Origin of the sequence: Halorubrum sp. SS7, from assembly GCF_005435055.1 — an archaeon.
In the GTDB taxonomy this organism is placed as follows: domain Archaea; phylum Halobacteriota; class Halobacteria; order Halobacteriales; family Haloferacaceae; genus Halorubrum; species Halorubrum salinarum.
This window is the reverse complement of sequence record NZ_SGXV01000008.1, coordinates 1-15,046: the sequence shown is the minus strand read 5'-3', so window position 1 is coordinate 15,046 and position 15,046 is coordinate 1. Positions and strand designations below refer to the sequence as shown.

The window sequence follows — 15,046 nt, the reverse complement described above, 5'->3', positions numbered from 1 at the left end:
CGCCCGCCGAGCCCTCGGCTTGTAACGGACGGCTGGTTCCCCGGCCATCGCCGTGCGCAACGAATTCTATATCGCGACATGTGATTTATCACTGCGCCGACGGCCGAATCTCCCGTTCGACCGCAGGCCCGTTTTCCCGGGCCGAACCGGCGTCTCGGCGGCGATCGACCGGCTTTTTTCCCGCCAGGCCCTCGCTCGCGACATGGCCGACGAGTTCGACCCGGAGAAGTTCGAAGACAAGTACGCGAACTACTTCCAGGAGCTCCAGCGGGCGTACAAGAACGCGTTCAACCAGATGAACGACCGGCACGACTCGGAGCTGATCCACGGCATCGACCAGACCGTGCTCAACGAGTCGGAGCCGTTCTACGAGGACGGCGAGTTCCGCGTCGAGCTCCCGGAGAACCCCCGCGAGCGCATCCGCGGCGCCGTCGCGGTCGACGACGAGACGTTCGAGGAGACGCTCGACGAGTACGTCGAGCGGATCGAGTCCGAGCTGTACCGGACGCTCGGCGTCGACCGCCCGGAGTGACCGAGTAAGGGGGTCCGCGTCGGCGCCCGGATCCGGCCGAACCAAAGGCATAAGCCCGCCGCCCGCCAACTCGCGAGCATGAGTACGGACACGACTGACGCGGAAAACGAGCTCCGCGAGCGGATCACGAACTTCCTGCGGCGCAACTTCCCGCAGATCCAGATGCACGGCGGGAGCGCCGCCATCGCCCACCTCGACCGCGAGAAGGGCGAGGTGACGGTCCAGCTCGGCGGCGCCTGTTCCGGCTGCGGCATCTCGCCGATGACGATCCAGGCGATCAAGTCCCGGATGGTCAAGGAGATCCCCGAGATCGAGACGGTCCACGCGGACACCGGCGCGGCGGCCGGCGCCGACGGCGACCTCGGCGGGACCAGCAGCGGCGGGATGTCCCCCTCGTTCCCCGGCGAGACGACCGACGACGACGGCGGCGACGACGAAGGCCCGCAGGCCCCGTTCTGAATCGGTCCGACCGACGGTTTCTCTCTTCTTTCTCTCAGACTCCCGAGTCGCATCGCCGTTCGCCGCTTAGTAGTCGATTTCGTACGGAAGCGGCATCCTCGGGCCTGAATCTGTGCGATACGGTTCTCGACCGGATCTTCAAGGTAAATCTCATGCCGCTATATCGAATTCGAACCCCACCTCGATCTCAGTCCGACTGAAGCCTTTTTCTCCCCGGCAGCCGTGGGGAGTTGCTATGTACCATCGCGAGGTCGAACCCACGGCGGAGTACGTCGCGCGGTTCGAGACCGGCGCCGACTGGCGCGAGGAGATAGAGGCCCTCGCCCGCGAGGAGAACGTGGAGGCGGGCTGGTTCACGGCGCTCGGCGCGGTTCAGGACGCGGACGTCTGGTTCTACGACCAGGAGGAGACCGAGTACCGGTCGGTGACGTTCGACGAGCCGCTGGAGGTGGCCGCCTGCGTGGGCAACGTCTCGCTCTTAGAGGGGGACGTGTTCGCCCACACCCACGCGGTGCTCTCGCGCCCGAGCGGGCAGGCCCTCGCGGGGCACCTCGACTCCGCGACCGTCTGGGCGGGCGAGTGCCACCTGCGCGCGTTCGCCGAGCCGCTGGAGCGTTCGCACGACGAGGCCACCGACCTGGACCTGTGGCTGTGACCCGCCGAGCGCACCGCGTCGCCCCCGCGACCGAGCCGCGATGAGACCGGACGACGAGCGCTACTTCGCGAGGATCGAGGAGCGCCTCGACGAGGCGTGGGACGTGGCCGAGACGGCCAAAAAGCAGGGGAGAGACCCCGAACCGGAGATCGAGATCCCGGTCGCCCGCGACATGGCCGACCGCGTCGAGAACATCCTCGGGATCGACGGCGTCGCGGAGCGCGTCCGCGAGCTGGAGGGCGAGATGTCCCGCGAGGAGGCGGCTCTGGAGCTGGTCACCGACTTCGTCGACGGGAACGTCGGCGACTACGACTCCCGCGAGGGGAAGATCGAGGGGGCCGTCCGGACCGCCGTCGCGCTGCTCACCGAGGGCGTCGTCGCCGCGCCGATCGAGGGGATCGACCGCGTGGAGCTGCTGGAGAACGACGACGGCACCGAGTTCGTCAACGTCTACTACGCCGGTCCGATCCGCTCGGCGGGCGGGACCGCCCAGGCGCTGTCGGTGCTCGTCGCCGACTACGCGCGGTCGCTGCTCGATGTCGACGAGTACAAGCCCCGCGACGTGGAGGTGGAGCGCTACGCCGAGGAGATCGCCTTATACGACAAGGAGACCGGGCTCCAGTACACCCCGAAGGACAAGGAGTCGAAGTTCATCGCGAAGCACATCCCCGTCATGCTCGACGGGGAGGCGACGAGCGACGAGGAGGTCTCGGGCTTCCGCGACCTCGAACGCGTCGACACCAACTCCGCGCGCGGCGGGATGTGCCTCGTCGCCGCCGAGGGGATCGCGCTGAAGGCCCCGAAGATCCAGCGGTACACCCGGAACCTCGACGAGGTCGACTGGCCGTGGCTCCAGGACCTGATCGACGGGACGATCGGGAAGGACGGCGCGGGCGACGGCGACGCGCCGGCGTCCGAGGGCGCCGACGGCGACGCGGACGAGGACGGCGACGACGCCGACGGGGAACCCGACGAGCCGGCGGCCGACCCCGCGGCCGACGACTCGCCCGACGGCCCGCCCCGCGCCGACCCCTCCCAGAAGTTCCTCCGAGACCTGATCGCGGGCCGGCCCGTCTTCACGCATCCGAGCGAGGCCGGCGGCTTCCGGCTCCGGTACGGTCGCGCGCGCAACCACGGGTTCGCGACCGGCGGCGTCCACCCGGCGACCATGCACATCGTCGACGACTTCCTCGCGGCGGGCACGCAGATCAAGACGGAGCGGCCCGGGAAGGCCCACGGCGTCGTCCCCGTCGACTCCATCGAGGGGCCGACGGTCCGCCTGGCGAACGGCGAGGTCCGGCGGATCGACGACCCCGAGGAGGCGAAGGCGGTCAGCAACGGGGTCGAGAAGGTGCTCGACTTGGGCGAGTACCTCGTCAACTACGGGGAGTTCGTCGAGAACAACCACCCGCTCGCGCCCGCGTCGTACGCCCCCGAGTGGTGGGTCCAGGAGTTCGAGGCGGCCGGCGCCGACGTGCAGGCCATGGGCGACGACCCGCACGTCGACCTGGAACACCCGGACGTCGACCGGGCGCTCGCGTGGGCGCGCGAGTACGACTGCCCGCTCCACCCCGAGTACACCTACCTCTGGCACGACGTGTCGGTCGACGCGTTCGCGGCGCTGGCCGACGCCATCGCCGCCGGCGAGGTCGCCGACGGCGTCCTCGCGATCGAGCGCACCGAGCCGGTCCGGGACGCCTTGGAGTCGCTGTTGGTCGAACACGCCGCGACCCCGGACGCGCTCCGGATCCCGACGTGGCGCCCGCTCGCGCGGTCGCTCGGGATCGACGACGGCCTGCGCAGGGAGTGGGACGCGGACGACCTCTCGGCGGCGGCCCGCGAGTACGCCGACGGCGAGAACGCGATCCGCGCGGTCAACGAGGTCGCCCCGTTCGAGGTCCGCGAGCGCGCGCCGACCCGGATCGGCAACCGGATGGGCCGGCCGGAGAAGTCCGAGAGCCGCGACCTCTCGCCCGCGGTCCACACGCTCTTCCCGATCAACGAGGCGGGGGGCCCGCAGCGCGACGTGGCGGAGGCCGCGGGCGTCATGGACGACACCGGCCGCCGCGGGCGGCACGAACTGGAGGTCTCCGACCGCGTCTGCCCCGACTGCGGCGAGCACACCTACGCCGCGCTCTGTCCCGACTGCGAGACGCACACCGAGCCGCACTACGAGTGCAACGACTGCGGCACCGTCTGCGAGCCGGACGAGGCCGGCCGCGTCGAGTGCCCGAACTGCGAGTGGGAGGTGACGGCCGCGAGTTACCAAGAGGTCGACGTCAACGACGCGTACCGCTCCGCGCTGGAGCGGGTCGGCGAGCGCGAGTCCGCCTTCGAGATCCTGAAGGGGGTCCAGGGGCTCACCTCGCGGAACAAGACGCCCGAGCCGATCGAGAAGGGGGTCCTCCGCGCGAAGAACGGCGTCACCTCGTTCAAGGACGGCACGGTGCGGTACGACATGACCGACCTCCCGGTCACCGCGGTCCGGCCCGAGGAGCTGGACGTCACCGCGGACCACTTCCGCGAACTCGGATACGAGACCGACATCGACGGCGAGCCCCTCCGCCACGACGACCAGGTGGTCGAGCTCCGCGTCCAGGACATCGTCCTCTCGGACGGCGCGGCCGAGCACATGCTGAAGACCGCGGACTTCGTCGACGACCTGCTCGAACAGTTCTACGGGCTCGACCGCTTCTACGAGGTCAACGAGCGCGACGACCTCGTCGGCGAGCTCGTCTTCGGGATGGCCCCGCACACGAGCGCCGCGACCGTCGGGAGGGTGGTCGGTTTCACGTCGGCCGCCGTCGGATACGCGCATCCGTACTTTCACGCCGCCAAGCGTCGGAACTGCTTCCACCCGGAGACGGAGATCGAGTATCGAGACGACACGGGTTGGCACCGCGAAACGATCGAGACGTTCGTCGAGGATCGGCTGGACGATCCGCGGACCGACGACTTCGGAACGCTCATCGAAGAGCTTGACGGGTCGATCGAGGTGCCTTCGATCGACGAACGCGGGCACGAGACGACCCAGTCAGTGACTGCCGTCTCGAAACATCCGAGTCAGGACCACTTCGTCCGGATCGAGACCCAGTGCGGGCGTTCGATCCGGGTGACGCCCGACCATACGATGCTGCGGGTCGCTGACGGCGGAGTCGAGAAGGTCGCCGCGAACGAACTGGCCGTCGGCGACACGGTTCCGGCGAGCCCCTCCCATCGGAGCGTATCGGCCGACACCGCCACCAGTACGGCGACGGACGGCGGAATCGAGACCGACGAAGTTGCGTCGGTTTCGTTCCTCGAAAGCGACGTCGAGTACACGTACAATCTCACTGTCGCCGAGACGCACACGCTCGCGGCGAACGACTTATCAGTGGCTCAATGTGACGGCGACGAGGATTGCGTGATGCTGCTGATGGACGGACTTCTCAACTTCTCGAAAGAATTTCTGCCGGACCAGCGCGGCGGGCGGATGGACGCGCCGCTCGTCATGTCCTCGCGGATCGACCCCTCGGAGATCGACGACGAGGCGCACAACGTCGACATCGTGCGCGAGTACCCGCTGGAGCTGTACGAGGCGTCGCGCGAGCTGGCCGACCCGGGCGAGGTCGAGGAGCTGATCCAGATCGGGGAGGACACGCTCGGGACCGACGACGAGTACCACGGGTTCGACCACACCCACGACACGACGGACATCGCGATGGGCCCGGATCTGTCGGCGTACAAGACGCTCGGCGACATGATGGAGAAGATGGACGCGCAGCTGGAGCTGGCCCGGAAGCTGCGCGCAGTCGACGAGACGGACGTGGCCGAGCGCGTCATCGAGTACCACTTCCTGCCGGACATCATCGGCAACCTCCGCGCGTTCTCGCGGCAGGAGACGCGCTGTCTCGACTGCGGCGAGAAGTACCGCCGCATGCCGCTGACCGGGGACTGCCGCGAGTGCGGCGGGCGCGTGAACCTCACGGTCCACGAGGGGTCGGTGAGCAAGTACGTCGACACCGCCATCGAGGTGGCCGAGCGGTTCGACTGTCGACCCTACACGAAACAGCGGCTGAAGGTGTTAGAGGGGTCGCTGGAGTCGATATTCGAGGACGACACGAACAAGCAGTCCGGGATCGCGGACTTCATGTGACGACCCCGCCGTCGCGTCCTGTCCCGCGACGACGGGGTCGACCTCCCCGGGCGGGGAGGAAACGGCGAGCGTGGTTGGGTATACCGACAGCGTGCTGCGAGCGACTTCCAGCCCGTGCCTCTCGTCGACCGGCCGGAAGCCGGTCGCGCGTTACGTCTCCACGCTCTTGTATGTGTGGTACGCGGTGGCAGGATAGCGCGGACCGAGCGGTCAGTCGTCGCCGCGCGCCTCCTCGATGACCCGCGTGAACTCGCGGGCGGTCTCGGTGATGGTCTCGTAGTCGCCGCGCTCGGCGGCGTCGTAGTCGACGAGCGCGCCGCCGGCGCCGACCGCGAACGCGCCCGCGTCGATGTACTCCGCCGCGTTGTCGGGGCTCACGCCGCCGGTCGGCATCATCGGGATCTGGCCCAGCGGGCCCTTCATCGCGCCGAGGTGGTCCGGGCCGACGGTCTTCGCCGGGAACACCTTCACGAAGTCCGCGCCGGCCTCGTAGCCTCGGATCGCCTCGGTCGGGGTCATCACGCCCGGCGCGGTGACGGCGCCGTAGCGGTTGCACGTCTCGATGACGTCCTCGTGGAGGCTGGGCGAGACGACGAACTCGGCGCCCGCCATCAGCGTGGTCCGGGCGGTCTCGCTGTCGAGGACCGTCCCCGTGCCGACGACGACCTCGTCGTCGAAGGAGCCGGCGACCTCGCCGATGAGGTCGGCGACCTCGGGCGTGTCGGCGGTGATCTCGACGGCGGTGACCCCGCCCTCGCGCAGCGCCTCGGCGATCTCGATGAGCTGGTCGGCGGGCACGCCGCGCAGCACCGCGACGACGCCGCTGTCGACGAGCCGTGAGAGCGTCTCGTTCATACTCTCCGTTTCCCGAGTCGGTCCTTAAAACCGCGCCGATGCCCGCGGGCGCCGCCGGCGACCGGGCGGCCCGTCCGATCGCGACGGGCCGTCCTCTCGCGGCCCCTCCGTGACACCGGTCGACACGAAATCGGCGGCGATCGGGGGTACTCGGCCGCGAAACGGCCGCGACGAAACACTACCCTTTTGACCCTGCTTTCGGTAACAGTCGGTATAATGGGCCGACGCAAGAAGATCGTTCAGGAATGTGAGCGGCTGATGGACAACCCGGAGCACATCCGGAACATCGCCATCGCCGCCCACGTCGACCACGGGAAGACGACGCTCTCCGACAACCTGCTGGCGGGCGCCGGCATGATCTCCGAGGACACCGCGGGCGAGCAGCTCGCGATGGACACGAAGGAGGACGAGCAGGAGCGCGGCATCACCATCGACGCGGCGAACGTCTCGATGACCCACGAGTACGAGGACACCAACCACCTCATCAACCTCATCGACACCCCGGGCCACGTCGACTTCGGTGGCGACGTGACCCGCGCGATGCGCGCGGTCGACGGCGCGCTGGTGGTCGTCGACGCCGTCGAGGGCGCGATGCCCCAGACGGAGACGGTGCTCCGGCAGGCGCTCCGCGAGGGCGTGAAGCCGACGCTGTTCATCAACAAGGTCGACCGCCTCATCTCCGAGCTCCAGGAGGGCCCCCAGGAGATGCAGGAGCGGCTGATGTCCGTCATCGCCGACGTCAACGAGCTCATCCGCGGGATGGCCGAGAACATGGACGACATCCCCGAGGACTGGACCGTCTCCGTCGAGGACGGCACGGTCGGGTTCGGCTCCGCGCTGTACAAGTGGGGCGTCTCGATGCCCTCGATGCAGCGGACCGGCATGGACTTCGGCGACATCATGGAACTGGAGCAGAACGACAAGCGGCAGGAGCTCCACGAGCGCACGCCGCTGTCGGACGTCGTGCTCGACATGGTCTGCGAGCACTTCCCGAACCCGGTCGACGCCCAGCCCCGCCGCGTTCCGCGCATCTGGCGCGGCGACCCCGACACCGACCTCGCCGAGGGCATGCAGCTCGTCGACGAGGACGGCGAGGTCGTCTTCATGGTCACCGACATCTCGATGGACCCGCACGCCGGCGAGATCGCGACCGGCCGCGTCTTCTCCGGCACGCTGGAGAAGGGCCAGGAGCTGTACGTCTCCGGCACCGCGGGCAAGAACCGCATCCAGAGCGTCGGCCTCTTCATGGGGTCTGAACGGGAGGAAGTGGAGCGCGTCCCCGCCGGGAACATCGCGTCGGTCACCGGCCTGCGCGACGCCATCGCCGGCTCGACGGTCTCCTCGGTCGAGATGACGCCGTTCGAGTCGATCGAGCACATCTCCGAGCCGGTCATCACGAAGTCCGTCGAGGCCCAGAACATGGACGACCTGCCGAAGCTCATCGAGACGCTCCAGCAGGTCGCCAAGGAGGACCCGACGATCCAGATCGAGATCAACGAGGACACCGGCGAGCACCTCATCAGCGGCCAGGGCGAGCTCCACCTCGAAGTGATCACCCAGCGGATCCAGGACAACCAGGGCATCCCGGTCATCACCGGCGAACCGATCGTCGTGTTCCGCGAACAGCCCCAGGAGGAGTCCCGCGAGGTCGAGGGGCAGTCGCCGAACCGCCACAACAAGTTCTACATCACGGTCGAGCCGCTCGACCAGGACATCGTCGACGCGATCCAGCTCGGCGAGGTCTCGATGGACATGCCCGAACTGGAGCGCCGCGAGGCGCTGCAGGAGGCCGGCATGGACAAGGACACCTCGCAGAACGTCGAGGACATCCACCGGACCAACATCCTCATCGACGACACGAAGGGGATTCAGCACCTCAACGAGACGATGGAGCTCGTCCTCGAGGGGCTCCAGGAGGCGCTCGACGACGGGCCGCTCGCCGCCGAGCCGGTCCAGGGGTCGCTGTTCCGGCTCCACGACGCGAAGCTCCACGAGGACACCATCCACCGCGGTCCGGCGCAGGTCATCCCGGCGGTCCGCGACGCGGTCCACCGCGCGCTGATCGACGGCGAGGTCCGCCTGCTGGAGCCGATCCAGGACGTCCGGATCGACGTGCCCTCGGAGCACATGGGCGCCGCGTCCGGCGAGATCCAGGGCCGCCGCGGCCGCGTCGACGACATGTACCAGGAGGGCGACCTCATGGTCGTCGAGGGCATCGCGCCCGTCGAGGAGATGATCGGGTTCTCCTCCGACATCCGCTCGGCCACCGAGGGCCGCGCCTCGTGGAACACCGAGAACGCGGGCTTCCGCGTGCTCGTCGACAACCTCCAGCGCGAGAAGATCATGGAGATCCGCGAGCGCAAGGGGATGAAGCTGGAGCTGCCGCAGTCGATCGACTACTTCTGAGTCGACGACGCGGTCCGCGGTAGTCGGTTCTCTATTCTCTCTCCGCGTTCGATTCACCCAGCGGCGCGGCCGTCAGCCGCGGATCCGCTTGACGGCTGACACTCCGCCGCCGAGGGCGAGGAACAGGCCGAGCGCGGCCGCGAACAGCGGCGCGTTCGACGTCTGCGCTTTCAGGAACGCCCCGTCCGGATCGGCCGGGTCGACGTAGGCGGTGGTCGACTCGTTGACGGCGTACGCCGCGACGACCTCGCGGGCCGCCGACTCGGTGTCGTAGTTCGACGTGATCGCCGAGGGGTAGACGTTGGTGCTCGCGTACTCGGTCCCCTCGTACTCGTAGGTGAACCGGACCGTCGGTCGGTAGTCCGCGCCCGGACTGCTCCCGGTCGCGGTCGACTCGACGCCGACGTCGGTGATCGCGGCGTCGACCGCGACGGCGTCGTCGACCGCGTCGGACTGCTGCGTGTAGTCGTACGCGCCGTAGCCGGTGACCGCGAGCCCGACCACCAACAGGAGCAGCGCGCCCTTCAGCGTCTTCGGGCCGTCTATCGAGAGGCCGCCGCTCATTCGGGGCGCACACCTCGGTTCGGGGAGTAGTGGTTCGGCGCGGCAGACTGCGTCACGACGCTCGGCGGACTGCGTGGAGGGTGTCGCACGCGGAGTCGTCGACTCGCGTCGGTCAAATATGTGGGGGCTCCCCGAACCGTGCGGTACGTTGGCACCCGCTGCGGCGAGGCAACGCCTGCCATCGCCGAAGGCTTATACCCGATCGTCCGACTCCGTTCGGGTATGCAGACGGGTACGACTCCACCCCGGCGCACCGCGACGGAGCCACCGAGCGACCGCTCCGGCCCGGGGACAGGAACGTGCCCGCGAACGCGCGGTCCGGACGGGCGCGCCGCCGCGCCGGGGGTGGCGCCGTGAGTGACCGTCGCGACGGGACGCCGGCGGCCGCGCTCGACGCGGAGGACGGGACCGACGCCGCGGAGGGCGCGGACGCGGCCTCCCCGGACGGCGGTCACGCGGCCGCGGCCCCCTCCACGCACACGGTGCGGCTGGAGCTGGTCGACGAGCCCGGCCAGCTGCTCGCCGCGCTCCACCCGATCGCGGACAACGGCGGGAACCTCCTGTCGATCTACCACGAGCGCGGGAACAAGACGCCCCGCGGGCGGATCCCGGTCGAGGTCGACTTCGAGGCGACCCCCGAGCGGTTCGAGGAGATCGTCGACGCGCTCCGCAGCGAGGGCGTGAACGTGATGCAGGCGGGCACCGAGCGCTACGCCGAGGAGGTGACGCTGCTCCTGTTCGGCCACCTCATCGACACCGACCTCTCCGACACCCTCTCGCGGATCGAGGCCTGCGAGTCGGCGTCGGTCGCCGACGTGTCGCTCGCGGCGCCGCAGGGCACCGAAGAGGTGTCGAGCGCGCGGCTCCGGCTGGAAGCGCGCGCCGGCGAGACGGACGCGGCGCTCGCGGCGGTCCGCGAGCTGGCGGCGGAGAAGGACCTCCGCGTCGTCGAGCCGCTCACGGGGGTGGACGCGTGAGACTCGCCGTCATCGGCGCGGGCGCGGTCGGGCGCTCCGTCGTCGAGCTGGCGGGCGAGTACGGCCACGAGGTCGTCGCGGTCGCGGACTCGTCGAGCGCGACGGTCGCCGACGGGAGCGGCGCCGGGGCCGGCGTCGACCCAGACGCGGTCGTCGCGCGGAAGGCGGAGCGCGGGATCGTCGGCGACGCGGACCCCGAGGACGCCCTCGCGGCGGACTACGACGCGCTCGTGGAGGCGACGCCGACGACGCTGGGCGACGCCGAGCCCGGCTTCTCGCACGTGACCCGCGCGCTGGAGCGCGACCGCCACGCGGTCCTCGCGAACAAGGGCCCGGTCGCGGAGCGGTTCGGCGACCTCCGGGCGGCCGTCGACGACAGCGACGGCGAGATTCGGTTCGAGGCGACCGTCGGCGGCGCGATCCCCGCGGTCTCGACCGTCGAGGACATCGAGCCGGGCCACGTCACCGCGGTCCGGGGCGTGCTCAACGGCACGGCGAACTTCATCCTGACGCGGATGGCCGCCGAGGGGCTCGACTACGACCACGTGCTCGCGGAGGCGCAGGACCTCGGCGTCGCCGAGGCCGACCCGTCCTTCGACGTGGACGGGACGGACGCGGCGCTGAAGTGCGTCATCCTCGCGAACGTGCTGTCCTTCGGCGCGGCCGACGACCCGGCCGACGCCCGTGAGTTCACGCTCGACGACGCCGAGGTCGAGGGGATCCGGGACGTGCCCGGGTCGACGCTCCGCCTCGCGGCCGAGGACGGGCGGACGGTGCGGCTGATCGGCGAGGCGACCGGCGAGACGGTCCGCGTCGCGCCGCGGCTCGTCCCCGAGAACGGGACGCTCGCGGTCTCCGGCACTCAGAACATCGTCCAGATCGAGACCACCCACGCCGGCCGGCTCAACATCTCCGGCCGCGGCGCGGGCGGCCCCGAGACCGCGAGCGCGGTCCTCGGCGACGTGGGGCGGCTGGAGTAGGGCGCGTCGACCCCCGATTCCGTCACCGCGGCCCGGGGCGTGTGTCGCTCTGTCGTGCCCCGCGTTGTCGAGAATCGCCGGACGGCGGCGCGATACTCTGTGGGCCGTATCGAAACCGTTTTAGTGGAATCTACCGAAACTTACTCACAGAGCGCCTTAGCGCGTGATTACCCCATGAGTGACAAACCGCACCAGAACCTGGCCATCATCGGCCACGTCGACCACGGCAAGAGTACGCTCGTGGGTCGCCTCCTCTTCGAGACGGGGAGCGTCCCCGAGCACGTAATCGAGCAGCACCGCGAGGAAGCCGAAGAGAAGGGCAAAGGCGGCTTCGAGTTCGCCTACGTGATGGACAACCTCGCCGAGGAGCGCGAGCGCGGCGTCACGATCGACATCGCCCACCAGGAGTTCGACACCGACGAGTACTACTTCACCATCGTCGACTGTCCGGGCCACCGTGACTTCGTGAAGAACATGATCACGGGCGCCTCGCAGGCCGACAACGCGGTGCTCGTCGTCGCGGCCGACGACGGCGTCGCGCCCCAGACCCGCGAGCACGTGTTCCTGGCCCGCACGCTCGGGATCAACGAGCTCATCATCGGCGTCAACAAGATGGACCTGGTCGACTACCAGGAGTCCTCCTACAAGGAGGTCATCGGCGAGGTCGAGGATCTGCTCAACCAGGTCCGCTTCGCGACCGACGACACCACGTTCGTGCCGATCTCGGCGTTCGAGGGCGACAACGTCGCCGAGGCGTCCGAGAACACGCCGTGGTACGACGGCCCCACCCTGCTGGAGTCGCTCAACGACCTGCCGGAGGCCGAGCCGCCGACGGACGCGCCGCTCCGCCTGCCGATCCAGGACGTCTACACCATCTCCGGCATCGGGACCGTCCCCGTGGGACGCGTCGAGACCGGGATCCTCAACACCGGCGACAACGTCTCCTTCCAGCCGTCCGACGTGGGCGGCGAGGTGAAGACGGTCGAGATGCACCACGAAGAGGTGCCCAAGGCCGAGCCCGGTGACAACGTCGGGTTCAACGTCCGCGGCATCGGCAAGGACGACATCCGCCGCGGCGACGTCTGTGGCCCGGCCGACGACCCGCCGAGCGTCGCCGAGACGTTCCAGGCCCAGGTCGTCGTCATGCAGCACCCGTCGGTCATCACGGCCGGCTACACCCCGGTCTTCCACGCCCACACGGCGCAGGTCGCCTGTACGATCGAGTCGATCGACCAGAAGATCGACCCGTCGTCCGGCGAGGTCGCCGAGGAGAACCCGGACTTCATCAAGTCCGGCGACGCGGCGGTCGTCACCGTGCGCCCCCAGAAGCCGCTCAGCATCGAGCCGTCCGGCGAGATTCCGGAGCTCGGCAGCTTCGCCATCCGCGACATGGGTCAGACCATCGCGGCCGGCAAGGTGCTGGAAGTCAACGAGCGATAATCGATGCAGCAGGCACGCGTCCGCCTCGCCGGCACGAGCCCCGAGGACCTCGACGACATCTGCGACGACGTCCGCGAGATCGCGGACTCGACGGGGGTCGCCCTGTCGGGCCCGATCCCGCTGCCGACGAAGACGCTCGAGATCCCGTCGCGCAAGTCCCCGGACGGTGAGGGGACGGCGACGTGGGAGCACTGGGAGATGCGCGTCCACAAGCGTCTGATCGACATCGACGCCGACGAACGCGCGCTCCGCCAGCTCATGCGCGTCCAAGTGCCGAACGACGTCAGCATCGAGATCGTTCTCGAAGACTGAGCGCTAGGGCGTTTCTCTTTCACCCCTTTCGTTTTTCACCCCGCCCAGCCACGGCGCCGTCCCTCGCGTCCGGCCGCGGCGGTACCGCGTCTCCGTCTCGCCTCCGCCGCGTCCCGCTTACCGCGCGTCGAGTAGTCCCACGCGACCGGCCGCGAGCCCGCAGAACGCCCCGGTCGCGTGCGCGACGAGCGCGACGCCCGGCGCGGCGGTCGTCGCCGTGAGGGCCACGGCGACGAGCCCGAACAGGAGGAACTGCGCCCGCGGGGAGAGCCGCAGGCGGTCGAACAGCGTCGCGCTCACGACGTTGCCGGCGAGCAGGTAGCCGCCGAGCGCGAACACCGCGCCGCTGATCCCCAGCACGGCGGCCGGCGGACCGAGCAGGCTCCCGAGCGTCACCTGCGCGGCGCCCGCGAGCGCGCCCGTGGCGACCACGAACGCGTGGAAGCGCAGGCGGGTCGTCCGGCGCTCGACGAGCGGGCCGACGAGCAGCAGCGCGACGGCGTTCGCGACGAGGTGACCGACGGAGCCGTGCGCGTACACGCTCGTGACGAGGGTCCACGGGGCGACGGAGAGCGGGGTCGACAGCGCGAAGAGACCGAAGAGGCCGACGAGGCTCAGGAGGGCCTGCGCGGCGCCGACGAGGAGGGTGATCCCGAGCGTTTCGAGTGTGGCGCGCATGGGGCGACGGTTGGGGCCGCGCGGCCAAAAGGGTGGGTGAGCCGCCCGTCGCGGAGCCGACTCAGATCACGTCGTCGGGGTCGTGGGCGCGCGCCATCCGCGTCGCCTCGGCGGCGTAGCGCTCGCGGTCGTCGGGGTCGTCGACGGTGCCGACGTTCGACGGCGCCGCGTCGACGGCCGCCGTGGTGTCGCGCACGTCCGAGAAGGAGGTGAGCGCGCGCTCCTTGCGGAAGTAGCGCTCGCCGTCCGGGGTCGCGTACGTCAGGATCACCATGTTCTGCTCGTCGTCGGAGTAGGTGCGCTCGACGAGCCACATCCGGACCGCGTCGGTCGTCGGGTCAGGGGTCACTTTCGTCGTGTTCATGCGTAATATTTTGATTTCCGTGAACAAACGTGTTGCGCCGGCGCGACGCCGGCCCGCGTCGTCACCCCGAACCGCCAGCGTTTTATTCTTTAGGTCTACCTAAACGAACGCATGAAGCCGCGCGTCGCCGCCGCTCGACTCCGCGAGCGCCTCTTCCGGATCCGTGAGCGTCTCCCCCGGGGAGCGCTTCCGGTCGCGGGGACGGTCCTCGTCCTCGCCGTCGGCGGCGCGGTGTTGACGCGGACCCTCGACGTTGAGGCCGTCGTCTCGGCGGCGACCGACGCGGACCCGGCGTTCCTCGCCGCCGCGCTCGTCGTCTACCTCGCGTCGTGGCCGGTCCGCGGCCGCCGGTACGGGGACGTGCTCGCGCCGATGGGCCACCGGTGCCGCACGGCGTTCCTCACGGCGGCGGTGTTCGCGAGTCAGACCGCGAACCTGATCGTCCCCGCGCGGGCCGGCGACGGGGTGCGCGCCTACCTGCTGAACGACCGCCGCGAGGTCCCCTACCCGACCGGCGTCGCGTCGCTGGCGGTCGAGCGCGCGTTCGACCTCGTCGCGCTCGGCGCGCTCGGCGGCGCGGCGTTCGCGGTCCTCCTCCTCGACGGACGCACCGTCGCGCCGGACGGGTCAGGGCGGGCCGTCGCGGCCGCCGCCGCGCTCGCGCTCGCGGCCGCGCTGGGCTCGGCCGG

The 15,046-nt window shown here is 69.9% G+C and carries 14 protein-coding genes; 10 read left to right on the top strand and 4 right to left on the bottom strand.

The genetic code is table 11. The annotated features are described in order from the left end of the window. Positions 1-202: 202 nt before the first annotated feature. From EXE44_RS09725 to EXE44_RS09710, 4 genes are all read left to right on the top strand, one after another. Positions 203-532, top strand: coding sequence for a DUF5783 family protein (locus EXE44_RS09725; RefSeq protein ID WP_053770137.1), 330 nt, complete (start codon positions 203-205; stop codon positions 530-532). 78 nt (positions 533-610) lie between these two features. Further along, positions 611-991: an iron-sulfur cluster biogenesis protein NfuA gene (locus EXE44_RS09720; protein WP_053770136.1), complete on the top strand. Its 381-nt coding sequence runs from the start codon at positions 611-613 to the stop codon at positions 989-991. A 235-nt stretch (positions 992-1,226) separates the two neighbouring features. Then, on the top strand, positions 1,227-1,646 hold the full coding sequence (locus EXE44_RS09715) for a PPC domain-containing DNA-binding protein (protein WP_137716980.1): 420 nt from the start codon (positions 1,227-1,229) through the stop codon (positions 1,644-1,646). A gap of 40 nt (positions 1,647-1,686) precedes the next feature. Further along, positions 1,687-5,781: a DNA-directed DNA polymerase II large subunit gene (locus tag EXE44_RS09710; RefSeq protein WP_137716979.1), complete on the top strand. Its 4,095-nt coding sequence runs from the start codon at positions 1,687-1,689 to the stop codon at positions 5,779-5,781. A 210-nt stretch (positions 5,782-5,991) separates the two neighbouring features. Here EXE44_RS09710 and EXE44_RS09705 read toward each other — a convergent pair whose 3' ends face one another. Further along, positions 5,992-6,636, bottom strand: coding sequence for a bifunctional 4-hydroxy-2-oxoglutarate aldolase/2-dehydro-3-deoxy-phosphogluconate aldolase (locus EXE44_RS09705; RefSeq protein WP_137716978.1), 645 nt, complete (start codon positions 6,634-6,636; stop codon positions 5,992-5,994). 216 nt (positions 6,637-6,852) lie between these two features. On the opposite strand from EXE44_RS09705, the gene EXE44_RS09700 reads away from it, so the two are divergent. After that, positions 6,853-9,042: an elongation factor EF-2 gene (locus EXE44_RS09700; RefSeq protein WP_137716977.1), complete on the top strand. Its 2,190-nt coding sequence runs from the start codon at positions 6,853-6,855 to the stop codon at positions 9,040-9,042. A 72-nt stretch (positions 9,043-9,114) separates the two neighbouring features. Here EXE44_RS09700 and EXE44_RS09695 read toward each other — a convergent pair whose 3' ends face one another. Continuing rightward, a complete protein-coding gene (locus tag EXE44_RS09695) occupies positions 9,115-9,606 on the bottom strand; it encodes a DUF3592 domain-containing protein (RefSeq protein ID WP_137716976.1) in 492 nt (163 codons plus the stop codon). Between the two features lie 353 nt (positions 9,607-9,959). Here EXE44_RS09695 and EXE44_RS09690 point away from each other — a divergent pair, with 353 nt between their 5' ends. The 4 genes from EXE44_RS09690 (at position 9,960) to rpsJ (ending at position 13,315) form a co-directional block, all read left to right on the top strand. Further along, entirely contained in the window at positions 9,960-10,583 is a 624-nt protein-coding gene (locus tag EXE44_RS09690; RefSeq protein ID WP_137716975.1) for an amino acid-binding protein, read from the top strand. Continuing rightward, complete coding sequence (locus EXE44_RS09685; RefSeq protein ID WP_137716974.1) at positions 10,580-11,563, top strand: homoserine dehydrogenase; 984 nt, start codon at positions 10,580-10,582, stop codon at positions 11,561-11,563. Before EXE44_RS09690 ends, EXE44_RS09685 begins: the two co-directional genes overlap by 4 nt. A 174-nt stretch (positions 11,564-11,737) precedes the next feature. Then, entirely contained in the window at positions 11,738-13,003 is a 1,266-nt protein-coding gene (gene tuf, locus EXE44_RS09680) for a translation elongation factor EF-1 subunit alpha (RefSeq protein ID WP_053770129.1), read from the top strand. A 3-nt stretch (positions 13,004-13,006) separates the two neighbouring features. Further along, positions 13,007-13,315, top strand: a complete 309-nt coding sequence (rpsJ, locus tag EXE44_RS09675) for a 30S ribosomal protein S10 (RefSeq protein WP_004048854.1) — start codon at positions 13,007-13,009, stop codon at positions 13,313-13,315. 117 nt (positions 13,316-13,432) lie between these two features. Here the strand turns inward: rpsJ and EXE44_RS09670 are convergent, their stop codons facing one another. After that, complete coding sequence (locus EXE44_RS09670; RefSeq protein ID WP_137716973.1) at positions 13,433-13,993, bottom strand: rhomboid family intramembrane serine protease; 561 nt, start codon at positions 13,991-13,993, stop codon at positions 13,433-13,435. A gap of 61 nt (positions 13,994-14,054) precedes the next feature. Beyond that, positions 14,055-14,357, bottom strand: coding sequence for a hypothetical protein (locus EXE44_RS09665; protein ID WP_137716972.1), 303 nt, complete (start codon positions 14,355-14,357; stop codon positions 14,055-14,057). A gap of 111 nt (positions 14,358-14,468) precedes the next feature. Between EXE44_RS09665 and EXE44_RS09660 the strand changes: the two genes are divergently transcribed. Beyond that, positions 14,469-15,046: lysylphosphatidylglycerol synthase transmembrane domain-containing protein (locus EXE44_RS09660; RefSeq protein ID WP_137716971.1), on the top strand; the 578-nt coding region annotated here is incomplete at its 3' end.

Bases quoted from the DNA above. Each gene is read 5' to 3' on its own strand.
- EXE44_RS09725 (WP_053770137.1), top strand. From the start codon at position 203: ATGGCCGACGAGTTCGACCCGGAGAAGTTCGAAGACAAGTACGCGAAC.
- EXE44_RS09720 (WP_053770136.1), top strand. From the start codon at position 611: ATGAGTACGGACACGACTGACGCGGAAAACGAGCTCCGCGAGCGGATC.
- EXE44_RS09715 (WP_137716980.1), top strand. From the start codon at position 1,227: ATGTACCATCGCGAGGTCGAACCCACGGCGGAGTACGTCGCGCGGTTC.
- EXE44_RS09710 (WP_137716979.1), top strand. From the start codon at position 1,687: ATGAGACCGGACGACGAGCGCTACTTCGCGAGGATCGAGGAGCGCCTC.
- EXE44_RS09705 (WP_137716978.1), bottom strand. From the start codon at position 6,636: ATGAACGAGACGCTCTCACGGCTCGTCGACAGCGGCGTCGTCGCGGTG.
- EXE44_RS09700 (WP_137716977.1), top strand. From the start codon at position 6,853: ATGGGCCGACGCAAGAAGATCGTTCAGGAATGTGAGCGGCTGATGGAC.
- EXE44_RS09695 (WP_137716976.1), bottom strand. From the start codon at position 9,606: ATGAGCGGCGGCCTCTCGATAGACGGCCCGAAGACGCTGAAGGGCGCG.
- tuf (WP_053770129.1), top strand. From the start codon at position 11,738: ATGAGTGACAAACCGCACCAGAACCTGGCCATCATCGGCCACGTCGAC.
- rpsJ (WP_004048854.1), top strand. From the start codon at position 13,007: ATGCAGCAGGCACGCGTCCGCCTCGCCGGCACGAGCCCCGAGGACCTC.
- EXE44_RS09670 (WP_137716973.1), bottom strand. From the start codon at position 13,993: ATGCGCGCCACACTCGAAACGCTCGGGATCACCCTCCTCGTCGGCGCC.
- EXE44_RS09665 (WP_137716972.1), bottom strand. From the start codon at position 14,357: ATGAACACGACGAAAGTGACCCCTGACCCGACGACCGACGCGGTCCGG.